Source organism: Nitrososphaerota archaeon (assembly GCA_029785825.1).
In the GTDB taxonomy this organism is placed as follows: Archaea; Thermoproteota; Nitrososphaeria; order Nitrososphaerales; family Gagatemarchaeaceae; genus UBA183.
The window spans coordinates 1158795-1178932 of record JAFLYY010000001.1; the positions used below are offsets into that span (position 1 = coordinate 1158795).

The 20138-nt window shown below is 63.5% G+C and carries 17 protein-coding genes; 9 read left to right on the forward strand and 8 right to left on the reverse strand.

Annotation, left to right across the window (positions count from 1 at the left end; all coding sequences use genetic code 11):
- Window positions 1–9: 9 nt before the first annotated feature.
- Both JRN21_06080 and JRN21_06085 read right to left on the reverse strand, forming a co-directional pair.
- Window positions 10–642 carry a Rieske 2Fe-2S domain-containing protein gene (locus JRN21_06080; protein MDG6988878.1) on the reverse strand — a complete coding sequence of 211 codons (633 nt, stop codon included), beginning with the start codon at window positions 640–642 and terminating at the stop codon, window positions 10–12.
- A gap of 42 nt (window positions 643–684) precedes the next feature.
- The gene (locus tag JRN21_06085) at window positions 685–1371 is read right to left on the reverse strand and encodes a hypothetical protein (GenBank protein ID MDG6988879.1); all 687 of its coding nucleotides are present in this window, start codon (window positions 1369–1371) and stop codon (window positions 685–687) included.
- A gap of 263 nt (window positions 1372–1634) precedes the next feature.
- On the opposite strand from JRN21_06085, the gene JRN21_06090 reads away from it, so the two are divergent.
- Window positions 1635–3971: a hypothetical protein gene (locus tag JRN21_06090; GenBank protein MDG6988880.1), complete on the forward strand. Its 2337-nt coding sequence runs from the start codon at window positions 1635–1637 to the stop codon at window positions 3969–3971.
- A gap of 73 nt (window positions 3972–4044) precedes the next feature.
- Here the strand turns inward: JRN21_06090 and JRN21_06095 are convergent, their stop codons facing one another.
- Complete coding sequence (locus JRN21_06095; GenBank protein ID MDG6988881.1) at window positions 4045–4437, reverse strand: hypothetical protein; 393 nt, start codon at window positions 4435–4437, stop codon at window positions 4045–4047.
- Window positions 4438–4490: 53 nt separating this feature from the next.
- On the opposite strand from JRN21_06095, the gene JRN21_06100 reads away from it, so the two are divergent.
- Window positions 4491–7010 (forward strand): M1 family metallopeptidase, encoded by a 2520-nt coding sequence (locus JRN21_06100; protein MDG6988882.1) that lies wholly within the window; start codon window positions 4491–4493, stop codon window positions 7008–7010.
- Here JRN21_06100 and JRN21_06105 read toward each other — a convergent pair.
- Genes JRN21_06105 through JRN21_06115 form a run of 3 tightly spaced genes read right to left on the reverse strand, consistent with a single transcriptional unit; the run spans window position 7007 to window position 10080 of the window.
- Window positions 7007–7366 (reverse strand): hypothetical protein, encoded by a 360-nt coding sequence (locus JRN21_06105; GenBank protein ID MDG6988883.1) that lies wholly within the window; start codon window positions 7364–7366, stop codon window positions 7007–7009. The genes JRN21_06100 and JRN21_06105 overlap by 4 nt on opposite strands.
- A 6-nt stretch (window positions 7367–7372) precedes the next feature.
- Complete coding sequence (locus JRN21_06110) at window positions 7373–9394, reverse strand: GMC family oxidoreductase N-terminal domain-containing protein (GenBank protein ID MDG6988884.1); 2022 nt, start codon at window positions 9392–9394, stop codon at window positions 7373–7375.
- 26 nt (window positions 9395–9420) lie between these two features.
- The gene (locus JRN21_06115; protein ID MDG6988885.1) at window positions 9421–10080 is read right to left on the reverse strand and encodes an HAD family hydrolase; all 660 of its coding nucleotides are present in this window, start codon (window positions 10078–10080) and stop codon (window positions 9421–9423) included.
- Between the two features lie 224 nt (window positions 10081–10304).
- On the opposite strand from JRN21_06115, the gene JRN21_06120 reads away from it, so the two are divergent.
- From JRN21_06120 to JRN21_06130, 3 genes are read left to right on the forward strand one after another with little or no spacing between them, the layout of a single operon-like run.
- Window positions 10305–11669 (forward strand): MBL fold metallo-hydrolase, encoded by a 1365-nt coding sequence (locus tag JRN21_06120; GenBank protein ID MDG6988886.1) that lies wholly within the window; start codon window positions 10305–10307, stop codon window positions 11667–11669.
- 39 nt (window positions 11670–11708) lie between these two features.
- Complete coding sequence (locus JRN21_06125; GenBank protein ID MDG6988887.1) at window positions 11709–13148, forward strand: TldD/PmbA family protein; 1440 nt, start codon at window positions 11709–11711, stop codon at window positions 13146–13148.
- Window positions 13148–14479 (forward strand): TldD/PmbA family protein, encoded by a 1332-nt coding sequence (locus JRN21_06130; GenBank protein MDG6988888.1) that lies wholly within the window; start codon window positions 13148–13150, stop codon window positions 14477–14479. Before JRN21_06125 ends, JRN21_06130 begins: the two co-directional genes overlap by 1 nt.
- A 17-nt stretch (window positions 14480–14496) precedes the next feature.
- On the opposite strand, the gene JRN21_06135 is transcribed toward JRN21_06130, so the two are convergent.
- The gene (locus JRN21_06135) at window positions 14497–15864 is read right to left on the reverse strand and encodes a TrpB-like pyridoxal phosphate-dependent enzyme (protein ID MDG6988889.1); all 1368 of its coding nucleotides are present in this window, start codon (window positions 15862–15864) and stop codon (window positions 14497–14499) included.
- Between the two features lie 114 nt (window positions 15865–15978).
- On the opposite strand from JRN21_06135, the gene JRN21_06140 reads away from it, so the two are divergent.
- Window positions 15979–16485, forward strand: a complete 507-nt coding sequence (locus tag JRN21_06140; GenBank protein ID MDG6988890.1) for a hypothetical protein — start codon at window positions 15979–15981, stop codon at window positions 16483–16485.
- 1 nt (window position 16486) lies between these two features.
- The gene (locus tag JRN21_06145) at window positions 16487–17443 is read left to right on the forward strand and encodes a carbohydrate kinase family protein (protein ID MDG6988891.1); all 957 of its coding nucleotides are present in this window, start codon (window positions 16487–16489) and stop codon (window positions 17441–17443) included.
- A gap of 70 nt (window positions 17444–17513) precedes the next feature.
- Here the strand turns inward: JRN21_06145 and JRN21_06150 are convergent, their stop codons facing one another.
- Window positions 17514–18041, reverse strand: coding sequence for a hypothetical protein (locus JRN21_06150; GenBank protein ID MDG6988892.1), 528 nt, complete (start codon window positions 18039–18041; stop codon window positions 17514–17516).
- A 106-nt stretch (window positions 18042–18147) separates the two neighbouring features.
- Here JRN21_06150 and JRN21_06155 point away from each other — a divergent pair, with 106 nt between their 5' ends.
- On the forward strand, window positions 18148–18873 hold the full coding sequence (locus tag JRN21_06155; GenBank protein MDG6988893.1) for a hypothetical protein: 726 nt from the start codon (window positions 18148–18150) through the stop codon (window positions 18871–18873).
- Window positions 18874–18896: 23 nt separating this feature from the next.
- Window positions 18897–20129: an isocitrate/isopropylmalate dehydrogenase family protein gene (locus tag JRN21_06160; protein ID MDG6988894.1), complete on the forward strand. Its 1233-nt coding sequence runs from the start codon at window positions 18897–18899 to the stop codon at window positions 20127–20129.
- Window positions 20130–20138 lie beyond the last annotated feature (9 nt).

The window sequence follows — 20138 nt, forward strand, 5'->3', positions numbered from 1 at the left end:
CAATGCCTCCTACGAGGAAGCCACAGGGGTCCCCCCCTGCAGGTCGTAGTTCACGTCGTTCGACCCTGTGTTGTGGTTGAATATGGTCGGCGGCCACATCCCCACCGCGTAGATGTCCCCAGAGCCGTCCACCTCCAGCTGGACCTGAGGGACGGGCCTCGGCGTCGGCCCGCTTACCACCTTTGCCTCTTCGGTCAGATCATAGACGCTGCCGTGGCAGGGGCAGTAGGCTACCGGGGCTGTCGCTACATAGGACGGGTCGACCTTGGGGGAGGTCCCCGAGGCGACATACCCCCAGATGCACCCGAGGTGCTGGCAGACCTGGCTGAAAGCGACTATGTCTCCGTCAGGCCCAACCCCTCTCTCGGCCTTTTCGCCCACCTTGACGAGTACGTTCGGTTCGTTGTCGAGCGGGTAGTTGAAGAGGACGGCCACGTTGGTCGAAAGCGCGCTGACGCTCGAGACCTTTACCCTGGGGAAGCCGCCGCCAGTGGTCTGGGTCTGCGCGGGGACGGCCGGTATGATGACCGCCTTCATCACCGAGGCGATCCCGGTCACGGCGAGGACCCCTGATACGGCCGCGGCCGCCTTCAGGAACTCGCGCCTGGACCCGTCCTTCTCCCCGGACTCTTGGTCCGACATCAGCGACCGACCACCGCCGGAGAGGATGGCCGACTCAGTTTGTCAGCTCGCCACCAGGTTTCCGGTCATCCAGCCGGGGGACGACATGGCGCACTGGGCCCCCGTCAGCCCACAGCCGCATAAGGTCTCGCAGAACCAGATGAAGGTCCCCGGGCTGGCGAGAGTGAAGTACGCCACCACCGTAGAGCTCAAGGGGACGGGGATGTTGAGGTTGATCGAAGGGACCGTGAAAGTGTGGGCTACTTCAGAAGCCGGGACCGTAGACAGCGTCACTCCGCCTGTCGGGACAATCCCTGACGGGCCCTGAGAGGAGTTCACGTTGTCGTTGGAAGCCACGAAGATGGTCCCGTTAGTCGTACCGGAGACCACGTTGTCGCTCGGGATGGCGAGCGAGGCGTTGCCGTCGTCATAGTTCACTATCACCAGTTTGATCAGGCGGTTCGCCGGGAGGCTGATGTCGGCCGCCGACTGCAGCCCCGCCGGCCCGAGGACGTAGTAAGCCGGCTGGTCTCCCGCGCTCGCGTTGAACATGTTGTTGGTGGTTATCACAAGGGTGACGACGTAAGGAGAAGACGTCGACGAGTTGATCGCCGTGGTCGTGCTCGTGACCGTGGTCACCGAGCCTGTCTTCGGGCCCAGCGCGACCGCCGCGCCGTATCCGGAGAGTATCAGTGCGGCAGCGAGAACTGCGACGGTGAATCCGCCGGCCAGTGACGTCTTAGCGCTCAACTAACTGGTTCGGTTGCGGAACTGATATAAGCAGTCTGACCTTTCTCACTTTTGAAAACGAGTGGCATGACGGCGGCTCGGATGCAGCGTCACACGGCTGCGACCGACGTGCGGGCGCATGCGAAGCGGCCGCGGAAAGAAGGCGGGCCGCAGGGGCGTCGAGATTTCCAGGAGATCCACTTACTGCTGACGTCGGGCCTTCGCCCGACGCCTCGGACTTTCGCGAACAGATATTAACGGCTGAGAGGATGACGGCCCACTAGATGAAATTTCTTTTCGTGACTGAGGAAAGTCTGTCCGCGGATCTTGCATGGCAGCTGAAGAAGGAAGGACACGAAGTGAAGATGTACTGCCACGGGCAGGGAGAGAAGGACGTAGGTCTGGGCTTCTTCGAAAAAGTCGACGAGTGGGACTCGCTGAAGGACTGGGCAGACGTGTTCGTATTCGATGACATAGGCTTCGGGAACAAAGCGGACCAGCTGCGCGCAGAGGGCAGGTTCGTAGTTGGCGGCACGCCGTACACGGACAAGCTTGAGCTCGACAGGGAGTTCGGCCAGTCGGAGTTGAACTCTGTCGGCGTTGACGTCCTGCCGAGCTGGAATTTCACGTCGTTCGATGACGCCATCGACTTCGTCAAGAAGAACCCGGACAGATACGTCCTGAAACCCAGCGGGAAGGCGCAGAGCGAAAAGGAACTCCTGTTCATCGGCCAGGAGCCGGACGGAAAGGACGTCCTGCAGGTGCTCGAGCACTACAAGGCGAACTGGTCCAAGAAGATCAAAGAGTTTCAGATGCAGAAGTTCGCCGAAGGTGTGGAGATAGCCGTGGGAGCCTTCTTTAACGGAAAGGAGTTCGTAATGCCTGTCTGCGTCAATTTTGAGCACAAACGTCTCTTTCCTGGCGAATTGGGGCCGAGCACGGGCGAGATGGGGACCGCCACGTTCTACACCAAGGACAGCCCCGTCTTCGAGCGGACACTGCAGAGAGCAAAGGAGAAGCTGGCCGCCAGCAAGTACGTCGGATACGTCGACATCAACTGCATCGCCAACTCGAAAGGCATCTGGCCCCTCGAATGGACCTGCTACGACGAGACGACGGAGATACTCACGAAGTCCGGATGGAAGAAGTACTTCGAGGTCGAGATGGGAGACGAGACGCTGGCGATCGAGCCGAAGACGCGGGAGATGAGCTGGAAACGCATCACCGGGCTTCTGGTCAAAACATATCGGGGAGAGATGGTTCACTTGGGAGCCGCCGGCAAGGCACACTCCGGTCTCGACGCGCTGGTCACGCCAGACCACAACCTCTTGGTGAGCCGGTCCGGGAGGGTGGAGTTCGCGAAGGCCGGAGGGTTCCCAGCCTACGGCGCACGCGTGGTCAGAAGCGGGTCTTTCGCTGGGAAGCGCGTGAAGAGCATAGAGATCCCAGGCTACGTCGAACAGAATCAGGCGGGAAAGGACGGGAGGACGACGGAGACTCTCCATCAGCCTGTCCTAGTTCCGGCTGGGGCGTTCATGGGGCTGCTGGGGCTGTATCTGGCAGGAGGATCTGTGACGGGCGACCGTCGCATCGTCGACTTCTCTCAGAGCAAGGAGAGCCGCAGGCGAGACGAGACAGAAATGATACTGAAGGCGACGGGACTGAGCTACACCTTCCAAGAGGACAGAGGCTTCCAGATCCCCTCGGCCCAGCTCGTCAGGTTCCTGGACGAGTTGGGGCTCTCGGCTTTGAGCGCCGACGGAAGGTTCGTCCCAAGTCGGTTCAAGGACCTTGCACCTGAGCTGCTTAGCTCGCTTTGGCGCGGCTATTCGCTCGGCGAGGGGGACAACCGCAGAGGCGCTCGGGGACAGAGCGTGGCCACCGCTTCGCGCAGGCTGGCCGACGACCTCCAAGAGATCATCATAAAGTGCGGGAGCATCGCCAACATCAGCGCAGGAGAACAGGAAGAGACAGTCTCCATCGGAGGGGGTCCCCGGAGCTGGGACCTGAACGGGCTCCCGGTCCGGACTCGAAACATCGACTGCCCCCTGGACGATCGGACGGTCTCAAGGGAGGAGTACTCTGGCGTCGTATGGGACGTCGAAGTGGAGGACTGGCACACGATGCTAGTGAGAAGGAACGGCAGGCCCTACTTCGCCGGGAACTGTCGGTTCGGGTATCCCACGATAAGCATCCAGATGGAGGGGATTACAAGCGAGTGGGGCCAGTTTCTGTTCGACATAGCGCACGGGAACGACGCCCAGTTGAAAACGAAGAAGGGATACCAGGTGGGAGTCGTGGTGGCAATCCCGCCCTGGCCCTTCGAAGACGAGAAGGCGTTCAAGAAGTACTCAGAGGGGGCGACGATACTCTTCAGGCGCCAGGCACATGACGGCGTGCACATAGGGGAGGTAAAGCAGGAGAACGGAGACTGGCGCATCGCCGGAAACTCCGGGTACGCGCTCGTGGTCACAGGGTCTGGGGCGACCATGGCAGACGCGATAGACAAAGCCTACCAGAACGTGAAGAACGTCATGATCCCGAACATGTTCTACAGGAGCGACATCGGCCAGAGGTGGACCCACGACAGCGACATGCTCATCAGCTGGGGCTACATCTGAGAGCGTGAGACACGGGCGCGCGTCCCCGATGCCTGGCAACCGCTCCCGATGCCAATGGGGTCAGAGGGTGCTTCTAGTCTTCGCGCTTCCCAGGCCAGGCCCACGGGTCTTTCCTGCTCCCCGACGCTAGGAAGTAGGCGGTGAGGCCGATGATAGCGACCTCGGCGATCGTCCCTATGACGATGGTGGCGGCGGCCACCAGGTCTCCGCCCTCTATCAGACGCAGATGCTCAGGCTGCGACCAGGTCACCAGGAGAGCTACGGCGGCGAGGACAAGCCCCAGGTAGTAGGACGCCCTTGGCCTTACGAAGGTCAGGGCGCTGTCCGCGACGAAAAGGACCCAGCCGAAAGCGACGGAGTCGAAGACGAAGGCAGGGAGGACCGGGTAGACCTCCACGAGGAACGGGACCCCGAACAGGGTGGCGAAGAGTATCGAGACCTGGATGGCCCTCTGAATCGATGCCAACAGACCGCCCGACACCCGTACCTTATTTCAACTATGCCGCTCACGAAACTCTTTTGAGCCCTGCGGCGGGCGGGCGAACTGTGGACACAGGGGTCCGAAAGACGTTCCACCTCCCTGAGTCGAGCGTTCACTACCCTCGCCCGCTCGAATACAGGACCAGGCACGTAAAGGTCGAGCTCGACGTCGACTTCCAGAAGAAGCGTATCACAGGCTCCGCGACCCTCGACATCGATCCGATCAGAGGGGAGCTCGGGCTCGCCCACTTCGACGCGGTAGGTCTCGAGATATCGAAGGTGTCGGTCGACGGCGCCCCCGCGGAGTACGAGCATGACGGCTCCATCCTCGCGGTGAGCATGCACCCGAAGGCAGGGAAGCGCTCGGTAAGGGTCGAGTACTCCGCTTCCCCCAAGATGGGGCTGTACTTCACCGGCCCCGACAAGGAGCACCCGGAGAAGGAGGTCCAGGCATGGACTCACTCCGAGACTGAAGAGGCGAGATTCTGGTTCCCCTGCCACGACCATCCGGCCGACAAGTCGAGCAGCGAGCTCGTCCTCACCGTGCCTTCCGAGTTCCGGGTGATTTCTAACGGGAAACTGCTTTCGACCAAGGTCGAAGGAGGGAGAGCCACTTTCCACTGGCTGGAGGAGATCCCCCATTCGTGCTATCTCACGTCTTTCGTCGCCGGGAAGTTCGGGGTGGTCACTCAGGAGGCCCGGGGAGTCAAGCTGAACTACAACTTCCCGGAGTCCAAGAGAGAGGACGTGCTCAGGTACTTCGGGGAGACCCCGAAGATACTGGAGGTCTTCGAAGACATCATCGGTGTGAAGTACCCGTACCTGAAGTACGACCAGACCACGGTCGAGGACTTCGTGGCCGGAGGCGAGGAGAACCTCAACGCGACGACCCTCGCCACAAACTACTACGCGGACGCCGCCTCGGAGGAGGACTTCTCGGCCACCTACGCGTCCCCCTACCAGCGGGCGGTGGACCTGGTCGCCCACGAGTTCGCCCACCAGTGGTTCGGAGACTACGTCACATGCGCCGACTGGCCCCACGCCTGGCTGAACGAGGGGTTCGCGTCATACTTCCAGGTGCTGTACCTGGAGAAGACGAGAGGGGTGGACGAGATGACGTGGGCCCTGGCCGCGAGGATGGAGCTCTACTTCGAGGAAGACGGGAAGGAATACAGGCGCCCGATCGTGGAGAGGGACTACATCCGGCCCGACGACATCTTCGACATGCACCTCTACCCCAAGGGGGCCGCGAGGCTGCATGAGCTGAGGTTCCTGATGGGGGACGGCGCCTTCTTCGACGGCATATCGCTGTACCTGAGGTCGTTCGCCCTGTCCGGGGCCGACACCGACGACTTCCGGAAGGCGATGGAGAAGGCAAGCGGGCTGCAGCTCCAGGAGTTCTTCGAGCAGTCGTTCTACAAGGCAGGGCACCCCGAGTTCGAGGTGGGATACTCTTGGGACGAGGCTGGGAAGCTGGCGACGCTCAGGGTCAGACAGACCCAGAGGACCGAAGATGGGACCCCGGTGTTCAAGCTCCCCTGTGAGGTGGTATTCTACGTGGGGGGCGAGAGGAGGAGCTTCAGGGTCGGCCTGGACTCGGCCGACCAGACATTCACCTTCACCCTTCCCTCGAAGCCGGCCATCACGGAGTTCGACCCGAAGGGGTGGCTCCTCAAGAGGGTGAAGTTTGACAAGATGACCAACCTCCTCCTAAACCAACTGAAGGGCAGCCAGGACGCATCCAGCAGGGCGGAGGCAGCGAAGGAGCTCGGGAAGCTGAAGGACGGGGGGACGATAGAAGGGCTAGCGCAGGCGGCCGAGACGGAGCAGTTCTGGTACGTGAGGGCGTGCGCCCTGAAGGCCCTGGGGGGGATAGGGACGGACGGCGCGCTTCAGGCGGTCCTCCGGTCCGGGGCGCCGAAGGACAGGAAGGTGAGGAGGGCAGTGGCGGCGGCCCTCGGCTCGTTCAAGCAAGAGGAAGCGAGGAAGGCGCTGATGGAGATGTTGGAAGCGGACCCGAGCCCCTTCGTGAGGTGCGAAGCCGCCCTCGGACTCGCGAAGTCGTGGCCCGAAGGGGCCCTCCCGCACCTGAAGAAAGCGATGGTGGTGCACACGGTCAACGAGGTGCTGGGGGAGGCATCGGTGGAGGCCATGGGGAAGCTGAAGAGCCCTGAAGCCGATGCCGTGATCAGAGAGTCTCTGGCCTACGGTAAGCCGACCAGGGTGCGGGTCGGCGCGCTCAAGGCGATAGACGCGAGGGGGTTCGTCCTGGAAGCGGAGGTCCCGATACTCAGGGAGATGCTCAGGCACGACAAGGAGTACAGGGTCAGGCAGATTCTGGTGAGCCTGGTCCTCATGAACGTGCTTGACAAGAGGTTCCTTGACGACCTGAAGGAGGCTGGTCGGTCAGACCCTCAGCTCGGGATCAGGAGGAAGGCGCTGGATGTCTACCACAGGACTGCCGAAGCGGCGGAGACCTCAGGCGAGATCTCCAGGCTCAGGGCGGAAGTGGAGCAGCTCAGGGAACAGAACAGGAAGCAGGCCGCCTCCCCCGTCTAGGGGGCGTCCTTCCTGAAGCTGTCTCCCCCGGTCGAGGTGACCCTGGACTGCTTGGACGAGAGGAGCCGCTTCATCTTGGGCCCCATGACGTCGAAGACCTTGGCAATGTTGTACCCCGACTCTTCGAAGGCGTGCCTGTCACGGGGGGTGTAGATCTCCACGGAGACCTCGTAACGGGCGTGGGACTTCGACGGCTTCTTCGACTTCACCACCGCCCTGATCTCCTCGATGGACGGGTAGACCCTGCAGAGCTCGTCCGAGAGCCTCTCGAACTTCGCTCTCGCCTCGGCGGCCTCCGTTGGCTCCTCGGGGAGGCCGACTATGTAGTACGGCGCGTCATGCTTGGCTGAAGTCATTCTGGGTCATCGGCGTCCACCCAGGGAGCGCTTTATGGATTCTGCGGTCCTCAGGGCCATGGCCATGATCGAGATCATGGGATTGACCGCGGGGGTGGTGGGGAAGACGCACGAGTCTCCCACGAAGAGGTTCTTCACGGAGTGGAGCTCCCCAGACGGGGACGTCGGCCCCAGAGACGGATTAGAGCTCATCCTGCACGACCCCATCAGATGGGCGCTGTAGAGCATCATCCTGTTGGGCCGGACCCCTTGCCTTCGCAGGGCCGCGGAGAACGAGTCCAGGTCGGAAGGACCGACCTTGGACGTCCCGTCTCCAGCGAAGACCTCCGAGTTGTGGGTCGTCCAGATCCCGACGGCGCCGGCCGCAGAGAGTATGCGGGCCGTCTCCTCCATCCCCCTCACCAGGGTGTCCTTGTCGGCCCTCTCCATGTCGTAGGTCACCTTGGCGTAACCGTCCCTGCCGACCTCGACCCTCCCTGAACTCCTCTCCCTCAGGAGCACTATGGCAGAGGAGGAGCGGGCGTAATACCTCTGCATGAACTCCTTGTGGCGGCGCCCGTTTATCCAGGGGATTGACATCGCGAAAAGACCCGGGTGGGCGGGAGCGGCCTCGACCCAGAACCCGTGGTAGGTCCCGTCCAGGTCGATGAACTTCCAGACGGCGACCGTCTGCGGGGGGCCTTTCCAGGGGTCGACCGGGTCTTCGAACACCCCACCGACCGCGACCGTGGGGTCGAGCCTCAGGTAGGCCCCGACGTTCCTGTCATTCACGCCTGACCTCAGGAGCAGGGCCGGTGTCTCGATCCCCCCGCAGGCGGCCACCACCGCCCTGGCGGATATGTCGAGCCTGAACTCTCTCCCCCCTGACCTGCAGGTGGCCACCGCTCCCTTGGCGGCCCCTCCTTCGATGACCACCCTCTCGACCCTGGCGTCGAAGACGAACCTCGCCCCCTTCGACTGGGCTGACGGAAGATAGGTCAGCGCCGTCGACTGCTTCGCCGCGTAGATGCACCCGTAGGTGCAGAAGTCGCACCTCTGCCTGCACCCTACGGCGTTACGCTCGATGACGTGGTAGTCTGTCCCGTCCTTGTATCCGAGGGCCTTGCACCCGTCGCGAAGGACCCCGTTGTTCCTGTTGAGCTGGCTTTCGGAGGCGCTGACATTGATCCCCTTCCAGACGGAGTCGAGCATGGACGCGAAGCCGGGGCCAGCGACCCCGTCGATCCCGAACTCGCTCTCCCACTCGGAGAGGACCCGGAGAGGGGGCTTCAGGCAGGTGTTCCAGTTCACCGTCGTCCCCCCGCCCGCTCCCCTTCCGGCGAGGAGGACGAAGGAGAGATCCGTGGTGGCTGCGGTCCCGCTCTGCTGGAAGAGCTTCTGCATCATCCTCATCTCGTCCTGTCTGAACGTCTCCGAGGTCTCGTACGGCCCCTGCTCGACCACTATCACGCTGTATCCTGCTGAAGCGAGCGAATCCGCGATGACGCTCCCACCCGCGCCTGAACCCGCGACCACCACGTCGCAGGTCAGCTTCGTGTCCTGTTCCACCCTGATGGGCATCAGCCTGAGATGTTCGGGGGTCGGGACGGGGGCGTCGTGCGACGGGCCGGGGTACCCGATCGCCTCCCAGTTGGGGTTGAGCCCGTCTGGGCCGGCCGACGCGTATGCTAGGAAGAGAGCCAGCCTCTTGATCGCCTGGAACGCGGTCCGCTTCAGGGGGAGAGCGCTGTCCCTCCACGACTCGAGGTACGACTCCCTGGCTTCGGGGGAGAGCGAAGAGAACCTGGAGGGACGGCCGCTGAGGAGCAGGTTGTAGACGGGGCTCTCGACGACGGAGAGCACCCTACGGAAATCCCTGGCGTTCCCAGGCTGCATGGAGGTCTCCGCCGCCTCCGCGAGGAGCGAGTCGACGGACATGTCAGACGCTCCCCGCCCGAGGAGGCCTGACTCCCCGGGGATCGCTGGAAAGAGGGTGTCGCAGAGGGCCCTGAGGGCGCCCCTCTCGGAGGCGGTGAACTCCAACGGCACCGCCTCCATCCTGGCTCCTTTTCTGTTTAGACCCCTAGGACCACCGGGACGTCGGCTACGGAAGCCACCACGAGGTCGGCACCCTCGCTCCTGAGCCTCTCGGCGGAGTAGCTCCCTGTGGCCACCGCGACCATCTTCACGCCGGCCCCTCTGGCGGCCGCGATGTCATAGGGGCTGTCCCCCACATAGTAGACGGACTCCACCGTCGGGCCGAATCTCGACGCTGCCATGGCGAGCCCCCCGGGGTTAGGCTTCATCACTATGGTCTCGTCCCTGGTGAGGACGAACTCGAAGAGGTCCGTCAGCCCGGCCCGCCTGAGGGACACAGAAGCTGCGTTCCGTCCGCTGTTGGTAAGGACGGCGATCCTCACCCCTCTCGACTTCAGGCGCTCGAGGGCTCCCCTGACCCCCGCGATGGGCGCCGTGGTAGAGGCGCTCACCGCCTCGAATCTGTCGAGGAGGTCGAACGCGGCCGTCCTGAGGCCTTCGTAGCGCCCCTGCTCGTCGGTCGACGTCTGCGAGCGCGCGGCGTCGAGAATCGTCTGCGTCGGGGTCTTGAGGTCGATCCCGGCCGGATCGTACCCCCTCCTGGCCAGCTCTTCTATGAGCGCCTGCCTGGTCCCCTTCATGTCGAACTGGAACGTGACGAGGGTGCCATCGACGTCGAAGATGGCTGCGACTGTCATGTTAGCACTAGATCTTTCTTTTCGAGAAGAGGATGAGGATGGCGACCCCGACGAGGCCTATTGCGACGACGAGCACCGCGATGGCGCCTAGTGTGTCGGAGTCTGAGCCCGCCTGGAGAAGCGGCAGGAGGAGCACGGTCTCCTCCGAGACCGCGTTCGTATTTATCCGTTCCCGGGCCCGAGGCGGTCGAACCGTTAAGTAGGTTGCACCAGGTCTCCCTCACGTGTACCCGAGGCTTACCTGCTACGGCGGAGTGGGGGAGATCGGAGGGAACAAGTTCCTGCTAGAGGACAGGGGCGCCAGGGTCCTCCTCGACTTCGGCACCGGATTCTCGGACGGCTCGGACTACTTCGGCGGAGGGATAGAGCCGCGGCTTGTCAACGGGGCGGGCGACCTGTTCGAGTTCGGGCTCCTCCCCGAGATTCCCGGGCTCTACTCGGAGAAGGCGCTTCAGAACACTCGCCTGAAGCACTCCGATCCCGAAGTGGACGCCATAGTCCTGAGCCACTACCATTCGGACCACATGGGGAGGATCGGATACACTGACCCGAAGATCCCTGTGTACTGCGGCGAGACCACTTCCCTGGTTCACTCAGCCTACAGCGACTCTTCCTCGTCCCCGCTCGACGACCATGACATCAGGAAGTTCAGGACCGGAGACAGGTTCAGGGTAGGTTCGATGGAGTTCATCCCGGTCCACGTGGACCATTCGATCCCGGGCGCCTACGGGTTCGTGATACACTGCGGCGACGCGACCCTGGCCTACACGGGAGACTTCAGATTCCACGGGCCCGCCGGTTCCATGACCCGAGACTTCGTCGAGACGGCCGCCAAGGAAGGACCAGGGACATTGCTCACGGAAGGGACGAGGGTTAGGGAGAACGACGACGGGGCCAACACCAGCGAGGGTCAGGTCATGGAGGAAGCAATGAGGCTCGTGGGCCGAACCAGGGCCCTGGTCTTCTCTTCGTTCAGGGGGAACGACTTGGACAGGATCAACACGTTCCACGCGGCGGCGGAGGCATCTGGGAGGAGGCTCGTGGTGTCCATGAAGATGGCCATCCTGCTGGAGAAGCTCAGGGCCGACCGGAAGCTGAAGGTCCCCAGGGTCGGGAAGGACGTGGGGGTGTACGTGCGCAGGAAGAGGACCGGGAGGCTGGACGACTCCGATTACTTCTCTTGGGAGAGGCAGTTCCTCGGGGACGGGGTCAGCGCCGCCGAAGTGAGGGCAAAGCAGCGCGAGGTCTTCCTACACCTGGAGGCATGGAACTTCCCGGAGCTCATCGACATCAAGCCGGAGAGGGGAGGGACGTACATACACGCAGCCACGGAAGCGTTCAACGAGGAAGGAGAAAGGGAAGAGTCGGTCATCAAGAACTGGGTGGACCACGTGGGGTTCACCTACACCCAGCTGCACGCGTCGGGGCACGCCCCCATGCGGGAGGTGAAGGCTCTCGTGGACGGCGTAGGAGCCAGGAAGGTGATACCCGTCCACACTGAGCACCCGGAGATGTTCGCAGAGTTCAGGAAGGGGAAGAAGTGGAAGCTAGCCCCGCCCTCGAAAGGGAAGCCGCTTCCCCTGGCCTGAGGACTCAACCTTAGAAGATGGCCCCGCAGACCCCGGTCCATGAGGACCGAGGAAGGGAGGGACCTCGCTGAGGCCGCCGTCTCGGTCGCGCTGAAAGAGGGAGCGTCCTACGCCGAGGCCAGGGTCCAGACGACATGGGAGAGGGAGTTCGGGCTGAAGAACGGGGAGCCGCAGCCGTCATTCTTCGTAGAGGGGTTCGGGATAGGCATAAGGGTGATTTCGCGGGGCGCCCTCGGGTTCTCCGCAACCAACGACATGAGCGTCCGCGCTGTGAAGGAGGTGGCGGCGAGGGCGGTAAGGCTCGCACGGGCCTCGGCCCAAGTCCTCAGCGAGCCCGTGCTGCTGGACGGCACGAAGGGGGCCAGGAGGAGCTGGGCAGCCCCAGAGACGAGACGGGTCGAGAACGCCGACCCGGCCTGGCTCCGGGGGGTGCTCCAGGACGTGGAAGGGAGGATCGCGGAAGACAGGGCGGGGGTGAAGATCCCCGGGCGGCTACTCTACGCTGCTGCCGAGCTCCAGGAGAGGTACTACGTGAACAGCGACGGGGCGCGCGTCACAGGACGGGTCCCGCGGGTCGGGTTCTTCGGCTCCCTGACGGCTGTGGACGGCGGGAGCACAGCTCAGAGGTACATCCAGCAGGCGGAGACGGGAGGGCTCGAGGTCATGGAGCGGCTCAGGATCTCCGACCTCGTCGAAGAGGAAGCCAGGGCGCTGGGGAAGGTCCTGAAGGCGAGGTCGGCGCCTCCGACAGACGTGGTCGACGTCGTGCTGAGCCCTGAGCTGTCCGGGATAGCCGCGCACGAGTCAGTGGGACATCCGCAGGAGGCGGACAGGGTCCTCGGGAGGGAGGGCGCCCAGGCCGGGGAGTCCTACCTGAAGGCTGACAGCCTGGGGATGAAGATAGGGAGCCCCGAAGCGAACATCAGCGACGACCCTACCCTGCTCCGCTCGAACGGGTACGTGCCTGTGGACGACGAGGGGGTCCCGGGGAAGAAGAGGAGGCTAATCAAGGACGGGGTGATCAGCGAGTTCCTTCACAACAGGACGACGGCGAAGAAGTTCGGGTTGAAAAGCAACGGGGCGGCGAGGAGCGTGTCCTTCGACAGAGAGCCGATCATCAGGATGTCCAACACGTTCGTGGAGCCCGGAGACTACACCACTGAGGAGATATTCAAGGAGGTGAAGCACGGAGTCTACTTCAAGTCCTACACCGAGTGGAACATAGACGACAAGAGGCTCAACCAGAGGTACGTCGGCCTCGAGGCCTACCTCATCGAGAGGGGAGAGCTGAAGGGGCTGGTGAGGTCACCCGTCCTGGAGATAACCACCCCCAAGCTTTGGGGGAGCGTGAAGGCCAGGAGCAGGCACATGGAGTTTGAAGCGGCGACCTGCGGCAAGGGGGACCCCCAGCAAGGGGCGCCCGTATGGACAGGGGGACCGGAGACGCTCCTGGCCGGGATAAAGCTCGGGTCGAGATGATGGATCTAGAGGAGCTGAACGAGGTCGCGGTGGGGGCGGCGAAAGCCCTCGGGGTGGACGACGCGGTGGCGATAAGCGCGGAATCCGCCGACAGCATGATCAGGTTCGCCAACAACTCGGTGACGGTGGTGAACAGGGTGCAGGAGGCCGAGCTGGTGGTCTGCCTGGCCAGGGACAGACGGAAGGCGATCGCTTCCACGTCGAACCTCAGGCCTGAGGCGGTCAGGAAGTTCGTCAGGGACCTGTTCGCGTCACTGAAGGGGCTCCCCGAGTCGGAGTACGTCCCTCTTTCCAACGCGAAGGTGAAGTTCGCGCCGAGCAAGCTCGGCTACGACAGGAGGCTGGAGGATGTGGACCGGGAACTCCCCGCCATGGCGAAGTCGGCCATCGACTCTTCCCTCGGGGCGGGAGGGAAGCGTTCCGCGGGGGTCATAGACGCTTCCAAGGCGACCGTCGCCATACTCACTTCGGCCGGGACGAGCGGGAGGGACTCGAAGACGGCCATCACGCTCAACATACGAAGCTTCGCCGAAGGGGAGGCGAGCGGGCACGGGCTCTCCTGCTCGTCCGCTCTGAAGAGGTTCGACCCCGAAGGGGCCGGGCGGCGCGCCGGCGAAGGGGCGAAGAGCATGCGCGGAGCCAAGGAACCCGAGGCCGGAAAGTATGAAGTCCTCCTCAGCCCGACGGTGGCGTCCAACCTCGTCGAGACGGTCGCCGGCGCTGCCTCGGCATTCTCTGTGGACGCCGGGACCTCCTACCTCGCTGAGAAGCTTGGGAGGAAGGTCGCATCGGCAGCCTTCAGTCTCACGGACCACGGGGTGGTTGAAGGCGGTCTGGGCGGGAGGGTCTTCGACGACGAGGGGACCCCGACGAGGACGAACAAGATAGTCGAGAAGGGGACGCTCAGGGGATACCTGCACAACCTCACCACAGCGAAGAAGCGGGGGGTCGGGAGCACGGGGAACGCCGGCTTCGTCTCGCCTCATCCATGGAACCTCGAGGTCGGGGAGGGCGACGCCTCCTATGGCGAGATGGTGAAGGAGATGAAGAGGGGGATCGTCCTTACGAGCAACTGGTACACCCGGTTCAAGAACTACAGGAGTGGGGAGTTCTCGACCGTGCCGAGGGACGGGGCGTACATGGTAGAGGGAGGGAGGGTCTCAGGGCCGCTCAAGGGGATGAGGGTCGGCGACGACCTCCTCAGGCTCTTCTCTTCCGTCAGGCTCCTCTCCAAGGAGAGGGAGTGGATACAGTGGTGGGAGGTGGACACCCCCACCCTCTGCCCCTGGATCCTGGTGGACGGCGTAACTGTCACGAGGGCCTACGGATAGGAAGCCGCGCCGGGCGGCTACCCGACAGCCGGGAGTGCTTCCAAGGCCCTGCCGAGGTCGGCGGCCGCGGGCTCGTAGTCGACCAGCCTGTCGGCCAGCTTGTCCTCGTAGGCCTTCAGGTCGAGGAGCCCGTGCCCGCTCAGGTTGAACAGTATCGTCTTCGGCTGGTTCTTCCTCTTGCACTCCAGCGCGATGTCGATGGCCGCCTTCACGGCGTGGTTCGACTCCGGGGCCGGGACTATTCCCTCCGTCTGGGCGAAGAGCAGTCCCGCGTCCATGACCTCGTTCTGGCTGTAAGCCACGCTTCTCATGAACCCCTTGTCTATCAGCATGCACATGGACGGGGCCTTTCCGTGGTATCTGAGCCCTCCGGCGTGTATCGGAGGGCACTGGTAGGAGTGGCCGACGGTGTGCATCTTGATGAGCGGAGTGGTCTCCCCGGCGTCGGCGAAGTCATACCTGTAGGACCCCCGGGTCGTGGACGGTACGGCCTTGGGCTCTGACGCGACGAACTCGGCCCTGCTCTTCCCTCGCAGCTTGTCCCGCATGAACGGGTACGCGAGCCCTGCGTAGTTGCTCCCCCCGCCGATGCATCCGACTATGTAGTCTGGGTCGGCGTCGAACTCCTCCATCTGCAGCTTCGCCTCCTGCCCGATCACGGACTGGTGCGTCAGGACATGGTTCAGGACGCTCCCAAGGGCGTACTTCGTGTTGTCGTGCGTGACGCAGTCCTCGACGGCCTCACTGATGGCTATCCCCAGGCTCCCCGGGTGGTCGGGGTCCTTCTCCAGGAACTTCCTCCCTGCGTCCGTCCTCGCGCTGGGGGACGAGTGGACCTCGGCCCCGTACACCTCCATCAGGGTCCTCCTGTAGGGCTTCTGGTTGTAGCTGCTCCTGGTCATGTACACCGTCAGGTCGATGTCGAAGAGGGCCGTCGCGAGGGCCAGGGCGGTCCCCCACTGGCCGGCGCCGGTCTCTGTCGCGAGCCGCTCCGTCCCCTCCTTGCGGTGGTAGTACGCCTGGGCTATCGCCGTGTTGGGTTTGTGGCTCCCGGCCGGGTTGAGGTCCTCTCTCTTGTAGAATATCTTGGCAGGCGTCCCGAGCCGCGCCTCGAGTCGGGTCGCGCGCTGCAGGGGGGTCGGTCTGCCCAGCCTGAGGTACGCCTCGCGGACCTCTTCGGGGATGGGGATGTACTCCTCGGTGGAGACCTCCTGCATGACGCACTCCTTCGCGAAGAGCCGCAGGAGAGGCTCGGGGGCCATCGGCTTCAGGGTCCCAGGGTCCAGGGGAGGTGGGAGCGGCTCCGGGAGGTCGTGCTGTATGTTATAGTAGTTCGCGGGAAGCTTGTCCTCGGAGAGGACCGCCTTAAGCTGGGTTCTGCTCATGGACGAGGCCGCCCCTCCGGAGATTAAATCAACTCCTGCGCACATCTGTACATCCGAATCCTGCTTACGCAGGGCCGGAAACGCTCAATAGCGCACACTTCCGGACATGATTTCGTGTGGGCCAACGTAAGGAAGCAGTTCGAGAGGCAGGTCGTGCGGCCAGACGTCGTCAAGAAGATGATCGCGTGCGGGATGAGGGTGTCCGATGACGAGAAGATCTATGTCGACGACGTCGAGGTGGACTACTCCGCGGTCGCTCGGGCCGTTGACGTGGACAGGCGCGTGGTGAAGCAGACCGTAGAGCAGATCCGGAGGAACGGGTACCTGTACTCCCTCTTTTCGAAGACAAAGCCCCTGGGGACCAGCCTGGTCGACCTGGTAAGGGAGCTCGGCTACACCGGCATCGTGGTCCAGGCCGACCCGAAGTCCGCAGGGATCATGGCCGCGGTCGCGGAGATCCTTTCACGGCACGGGATGGTGGTGAGGCAGGCGGTCGCCGAGGACCCCGAGATGGTCCCGGACGCGACGATGACGCTCGTGGTGGAGGGTGAGCTCACCGGTCAGGCGATGGAAGAGCTCCACTCGCTGAAGGTCGTCAGGAGCATCAAGATCCTGAAGTAAGATGCCGCCCAAGTTCGACGTAGCGGTGATGCACGACTACTTCGTCGACAGGCTTGTCCACGTGAAGGGGATAGACGGCCTCATGGGCGAGGTCACACGCAAGGCGGCAGAGGGGGGCGGAGGCATCCATGGAGTCGTGCAGGAGGAAGTGAGGGGCGGGAACGCAGTCAACTTGGCCCACGCCCTCTGCAGGCTGGGGCTCAGGACCCTGCTGATAACCCACTGCGAAAAGGTCCACGAGCACCTCCTGAGGAAGAGCTTCCAGGGGCTGAAGGCGGTGGTCAAGGTGAAGCCGCTCCCCGCGGGGCTCACCGTGGCCATCGAGGAAGACGTCAACGTGATGCTTGGAGACGGGAGAGGGGCTTCGGACTTCGGTCCTTCCCTCCTGGACGAGTCTGACTGGAGAGGGCTGGCTGGCTCCCGGGTGGTCTGCTCCGTCAACTGGGCGGCCAACAGAAGGGGGACGGAGCTTCTTTCGGCCCTCAGAAGGCGGCTGGGGACAGAGAAGACCATCTTCGTGGACCTCGCGGACTTCCGCGACCAGCCTGAGAGGTTCGCAGCGCTGCTAGCGTCGATGAGGCGGCGACGGCTGGCAGACTGGGTCAGCATGAACGAGTACGAGGCGAGGGCGGCGGCAGCCGCTTCGGGGATATACGAGCCTGACAGGGCCGAGGCTTGCATGCGGCTTGCCAGGAAGCTGGGGGTCGTGCTGGACGTGCACTGCGTGGACTCGTCCTTCACGAGCGAAGGGACCCGCGTCACGGCCAGGAGGACGAAGGTAATCCGGACGAAGCGGCTGACGGGCGCAGGGGACGTGTGGGACGCGGCTTCGATATTCGGACGGCTTGACGGGATGGAAGAGGGTAAGCGCCTAGAGTTCGCCAACAGGGCGGCGAGGCTGTATCTCGAAAGCCCTGACCCGGTCCCCCCGACCCTGGCCCAGGTAAAGGGACCATAGCGCTGGGCTCCTCACTCCCCACTGCGCCATCGTCGGACGCAGGCAGAGACGCTGCCGCCGTGACGGAGGTCTACTTCTCGAGCATCCTGGAGAAGGTCCAGGCCACCGTGCTGAGGATTTCGTTGAGGCGCGCGTTTTCCCTGTAGTTCTCGATGATTAGCTTCCCGATGGAGCCGTTGGACTCTTCGACGTCGAAGCGCAGCTCCGACCCCTTGGGGAGCTTGCCGCCCTTCACGAGCTCGTCGTCCTTGGCCTTCATCCCCTGCAGAATCTTCCCCAGCAGGAACGACTTGAAGGGAGGGGTCGCGCTCTTCAAGACGACCCCGGAGGGCTCCACCGACACGGCATCCGAGGTGATCGAAGCGGTCGCTATCACGTCTCCTCCCTTGTCTCGCTTGAGGGTCCTGACTTCAGGGGCTTCCTTCGACTCCGCGAGCATCTCGATGGCGGGCCTGAAGGTCGATGCCCTCAGGGTGGCGTCGACGTACTCCAGGGTCTCGTTGAGCCTGTCGATCTCTTCCCGCAGGTGCGCTATCCTCCCCTCCAGCCAGAGCTTGAGCTCGGCGGCCTTCTTCACGTCGGAGTCCGGGGCGGACATAGTTCTGAGTCTCCTGGGTTTCCGCTAAAAACCTTGGCAGAGGAGGTGCGCCTTGAGAGGGACGGCCGTGAAAGTGTTAAGACCGCACCCCCACGAGCCCCGCTGTTTGCTGAGCGTCAAGCGCAGGAGCGCTTTGGTGGCTTCTGCGTCCGTATTCGCCGCCCTCTACGCGGTGTTGGGCGCCATCCCCGTCTCCAGGCTGATCCTCGGCTCAGGGAACTTCCTCACGGCCAGCAACTTCACCACTCCCCTGGCGGGGATGGTCTTCGGGCCCTTTGTGGGGGGGTTCGCTGTGCTGGTGGGGGACATCCTCGACGTATACGCGGGGATAATCGTCTTCCCCACGGGGATTTCCATCATCGTCGCCGACCTAGCAACGGTCGCGGTCGCAGGACTAGCCTACACCGGGAGGAGGAAGGCGGCCCTCGCCCTCCCGGTCGCCGTCATAGCCCTCTACTGGGCGGACCCCATCTCGCGCCTCTTCGTCGACGGCGTTCCCTTCACCTGGCTCCACATGGCGTCACTGGTCCCTCTGGCAGGTGTCCTACTTCTTGAAGGGAGGGGGAGGATCTCGAGGCTCAACCCGGCGTTCGTGGTAGGCGTGACGTTCGGCGCCCTCCTCTGCGGCCAGCTGGCCGGGACCCTGGTAGGCCAAGAACTCTCGGTCAGGATCTTCAGGACGTTGTCCGAGCAGGACTGGCGGAACATCGTCCCGCTGTTCTTCTCCCTGTACCCGGTCGAAAGGACTTTCTTCACCGCGGTGGGGTCCCTGGTGTCCATCCCTGTCCTCCGGGCCCTCTGGCGGAGGCAGCACCGCGGCCAAGGTCCCTGAGCTGGCTTCGGGAGCAGGCTTTAATGGAGTTGCAGCAGGGCGGAGCTGCCGTGCCTGAGCGAGACCTGCCTTTCGAAGCGGCCGTAGACCGGTTCCGGGGGCTCCTGAAAGAGCAGGCAGAGCGGGCGGAGAGGATAGGCAAGCCCACGGAGTGGCTGGACTACGCCACCCTGGACAGGCTCGTCATAGGGGTGATCGGAGGCGACGGCATCGGGCCAACGATAGCGAAGGAGGCGAAGAAGACCCTCGAGGTCCTCCTTTCGGCTGAGCTGAAATCGGGGAGGGTGGAGATACGCGAGATCCAGGGACTGACCATCGAGAATAGGGCGAAGCAGTCGAAGGCTGTCCCGGACGAGGTCCTCGAGGAGATCAAAAAGTGCCATGTCCTGCTGAAGGGGCCGACCACCACCCCTGATGAGGGGAGCGGCCTCCCCAACCTCGAGAGCGCCAACATTGCCATCAGGAAGGCGTTCGACCTCTTCGCCAACGTGAGGCCCGTAAAGGTCCCGTCCCAGGGGATAGACTGGGTCTTTTTCAGGGAGAACACCGAAGGAGAATACGTCCTTGGAAGCAAAGGGGTCATGGTCACTCCGGACCTGGCGGTGGACTTCAAGGTCATCACACGCCCCGGGAGCCAGAGGATCATCCGACTGGCCTTCGAGCACGCCAGGAAGACCGGGAGGAGGAAGGTGACGGTCGTCACCAAAGCCAACGTCATAAAGACAACCGACGGACTCTTCTTGGAGACCGCGAAGAGGGTGGCCAAGGATTTCCCAGAGATCAGCTGGGACGGGTGGTACGTAGACGTCTTCACCGCGAAGCTGATCGACGAGAAGAGGCGGAGGGAGTTCGAGGTGGTGGTGCTTCCGAACCTGTACGGCGACATCGTCACCGACGAGGCGGCCGAGCTTCAGGGCGGGGTGGGGACGGCGGGGAGCGCGAACATCGGCGCGAGGTTCGGCATGTTCGAAGCGATACACGGGTCTGCCCCGAGGATGGTGGCAGAAGGAAGAGAAGAGTACGCCGACCCCCTGAGCCTGATGAGGGCCGGGGTGATGCTGCTCGAGCACGTGGGGATGCTGGAGAAGAGCAGGAGGCTCTCCATGGCGCTCGACGTCTGCGGGGTCTACGAGCAGAAGCTGAAGATAACCGGCCGCTCCGACGGAGCGAAAGCGTCCCAGTTCGGAGACTACGTCGTCTCCGCGCTGTCCGACCCGCACCTCGAAGAGAGGTGGAAGGCATACCAGAAGAGCTGACCGCTCGCT

What these genes read in the sequence shown, in the direction of transcription:
- JRN21_06125 (MDG6988887.1), top strand. Translation starts at nt 11,709, where the DNA reads ATGAGGACCGAGGAAGGGAGGGACCTCGCTGAGGCCGCCGTCTCGGTC.
- JRN21_06135 (MDG6988889.1), bottom strand. Translation starts at nt 15,864, where the DNA reads ATGAGCAGAACCCAGCTTAAGGCGGTCCTCTCCGAGGACAAGCTTCCC.
- JRN21_06105 (MDG6988883.1), bottom strand. Translation starts at nt 7,366, where the DNA reads ATGACTTCAGCCAAGCATGACGCGCCGTACTACATAGTCGGCCTCCCC.
- JRN21_06080 (MDG6988878.1), bottom strand. Translation starts at nt 642, where the DNA reads ATGTCGGACCAAGAGTCCGGGGAGAAGGACGGGTCCAGGCGCGAGTTC.
- JRN21_06090 (MDG6988880.1), top strand. Translation starts at nt 1,635, where the DNA reads ATGAAATTTCTTTTCGTGACTGAGGAAAGTCTGTCCGCGGATCTTGCA.
- JRN21_06160 (MDG6988894.1), top strand. Translation starts at nt 18,897, where the DNA reads ATGGAGTTGCAGCAGGGCGGAGCTGCCGTGCCTGAGCGAGACCTGCCT.
- JRN21_06145 (MDG6988891.1), top strand. Translation starts at nt 16,487, where the DNA reads ATGCCGCCCAAGTTCGACGTAGCGGTGATGCACGACTACTTCGTCGAC.
- JRN21_06115 (MDG6988885.1), bottom strand. Translation starts at nt 10,080, where the DNA reads ATGACAGTCGCAGCCATCTTCGACGTCGATGGCACCCTCGTCACGTTC.
- JRN21_06150 (MDG6988892.1), bottom strand. Translation starts at nt 18,041, where the DNA reads ATGTCCGCCCCGGACTCCGACGTGAAGAAGGCCGCCGAGCTCAAGCTC.
- JRN21_06130 (MDG6988888.1), top strand. Translation starts at nt 13,148, where the DNA reads ATGGATCTAGAGGAGCTGAACGAGGTCGCGGTGGGGGCGGCGAAAGCC.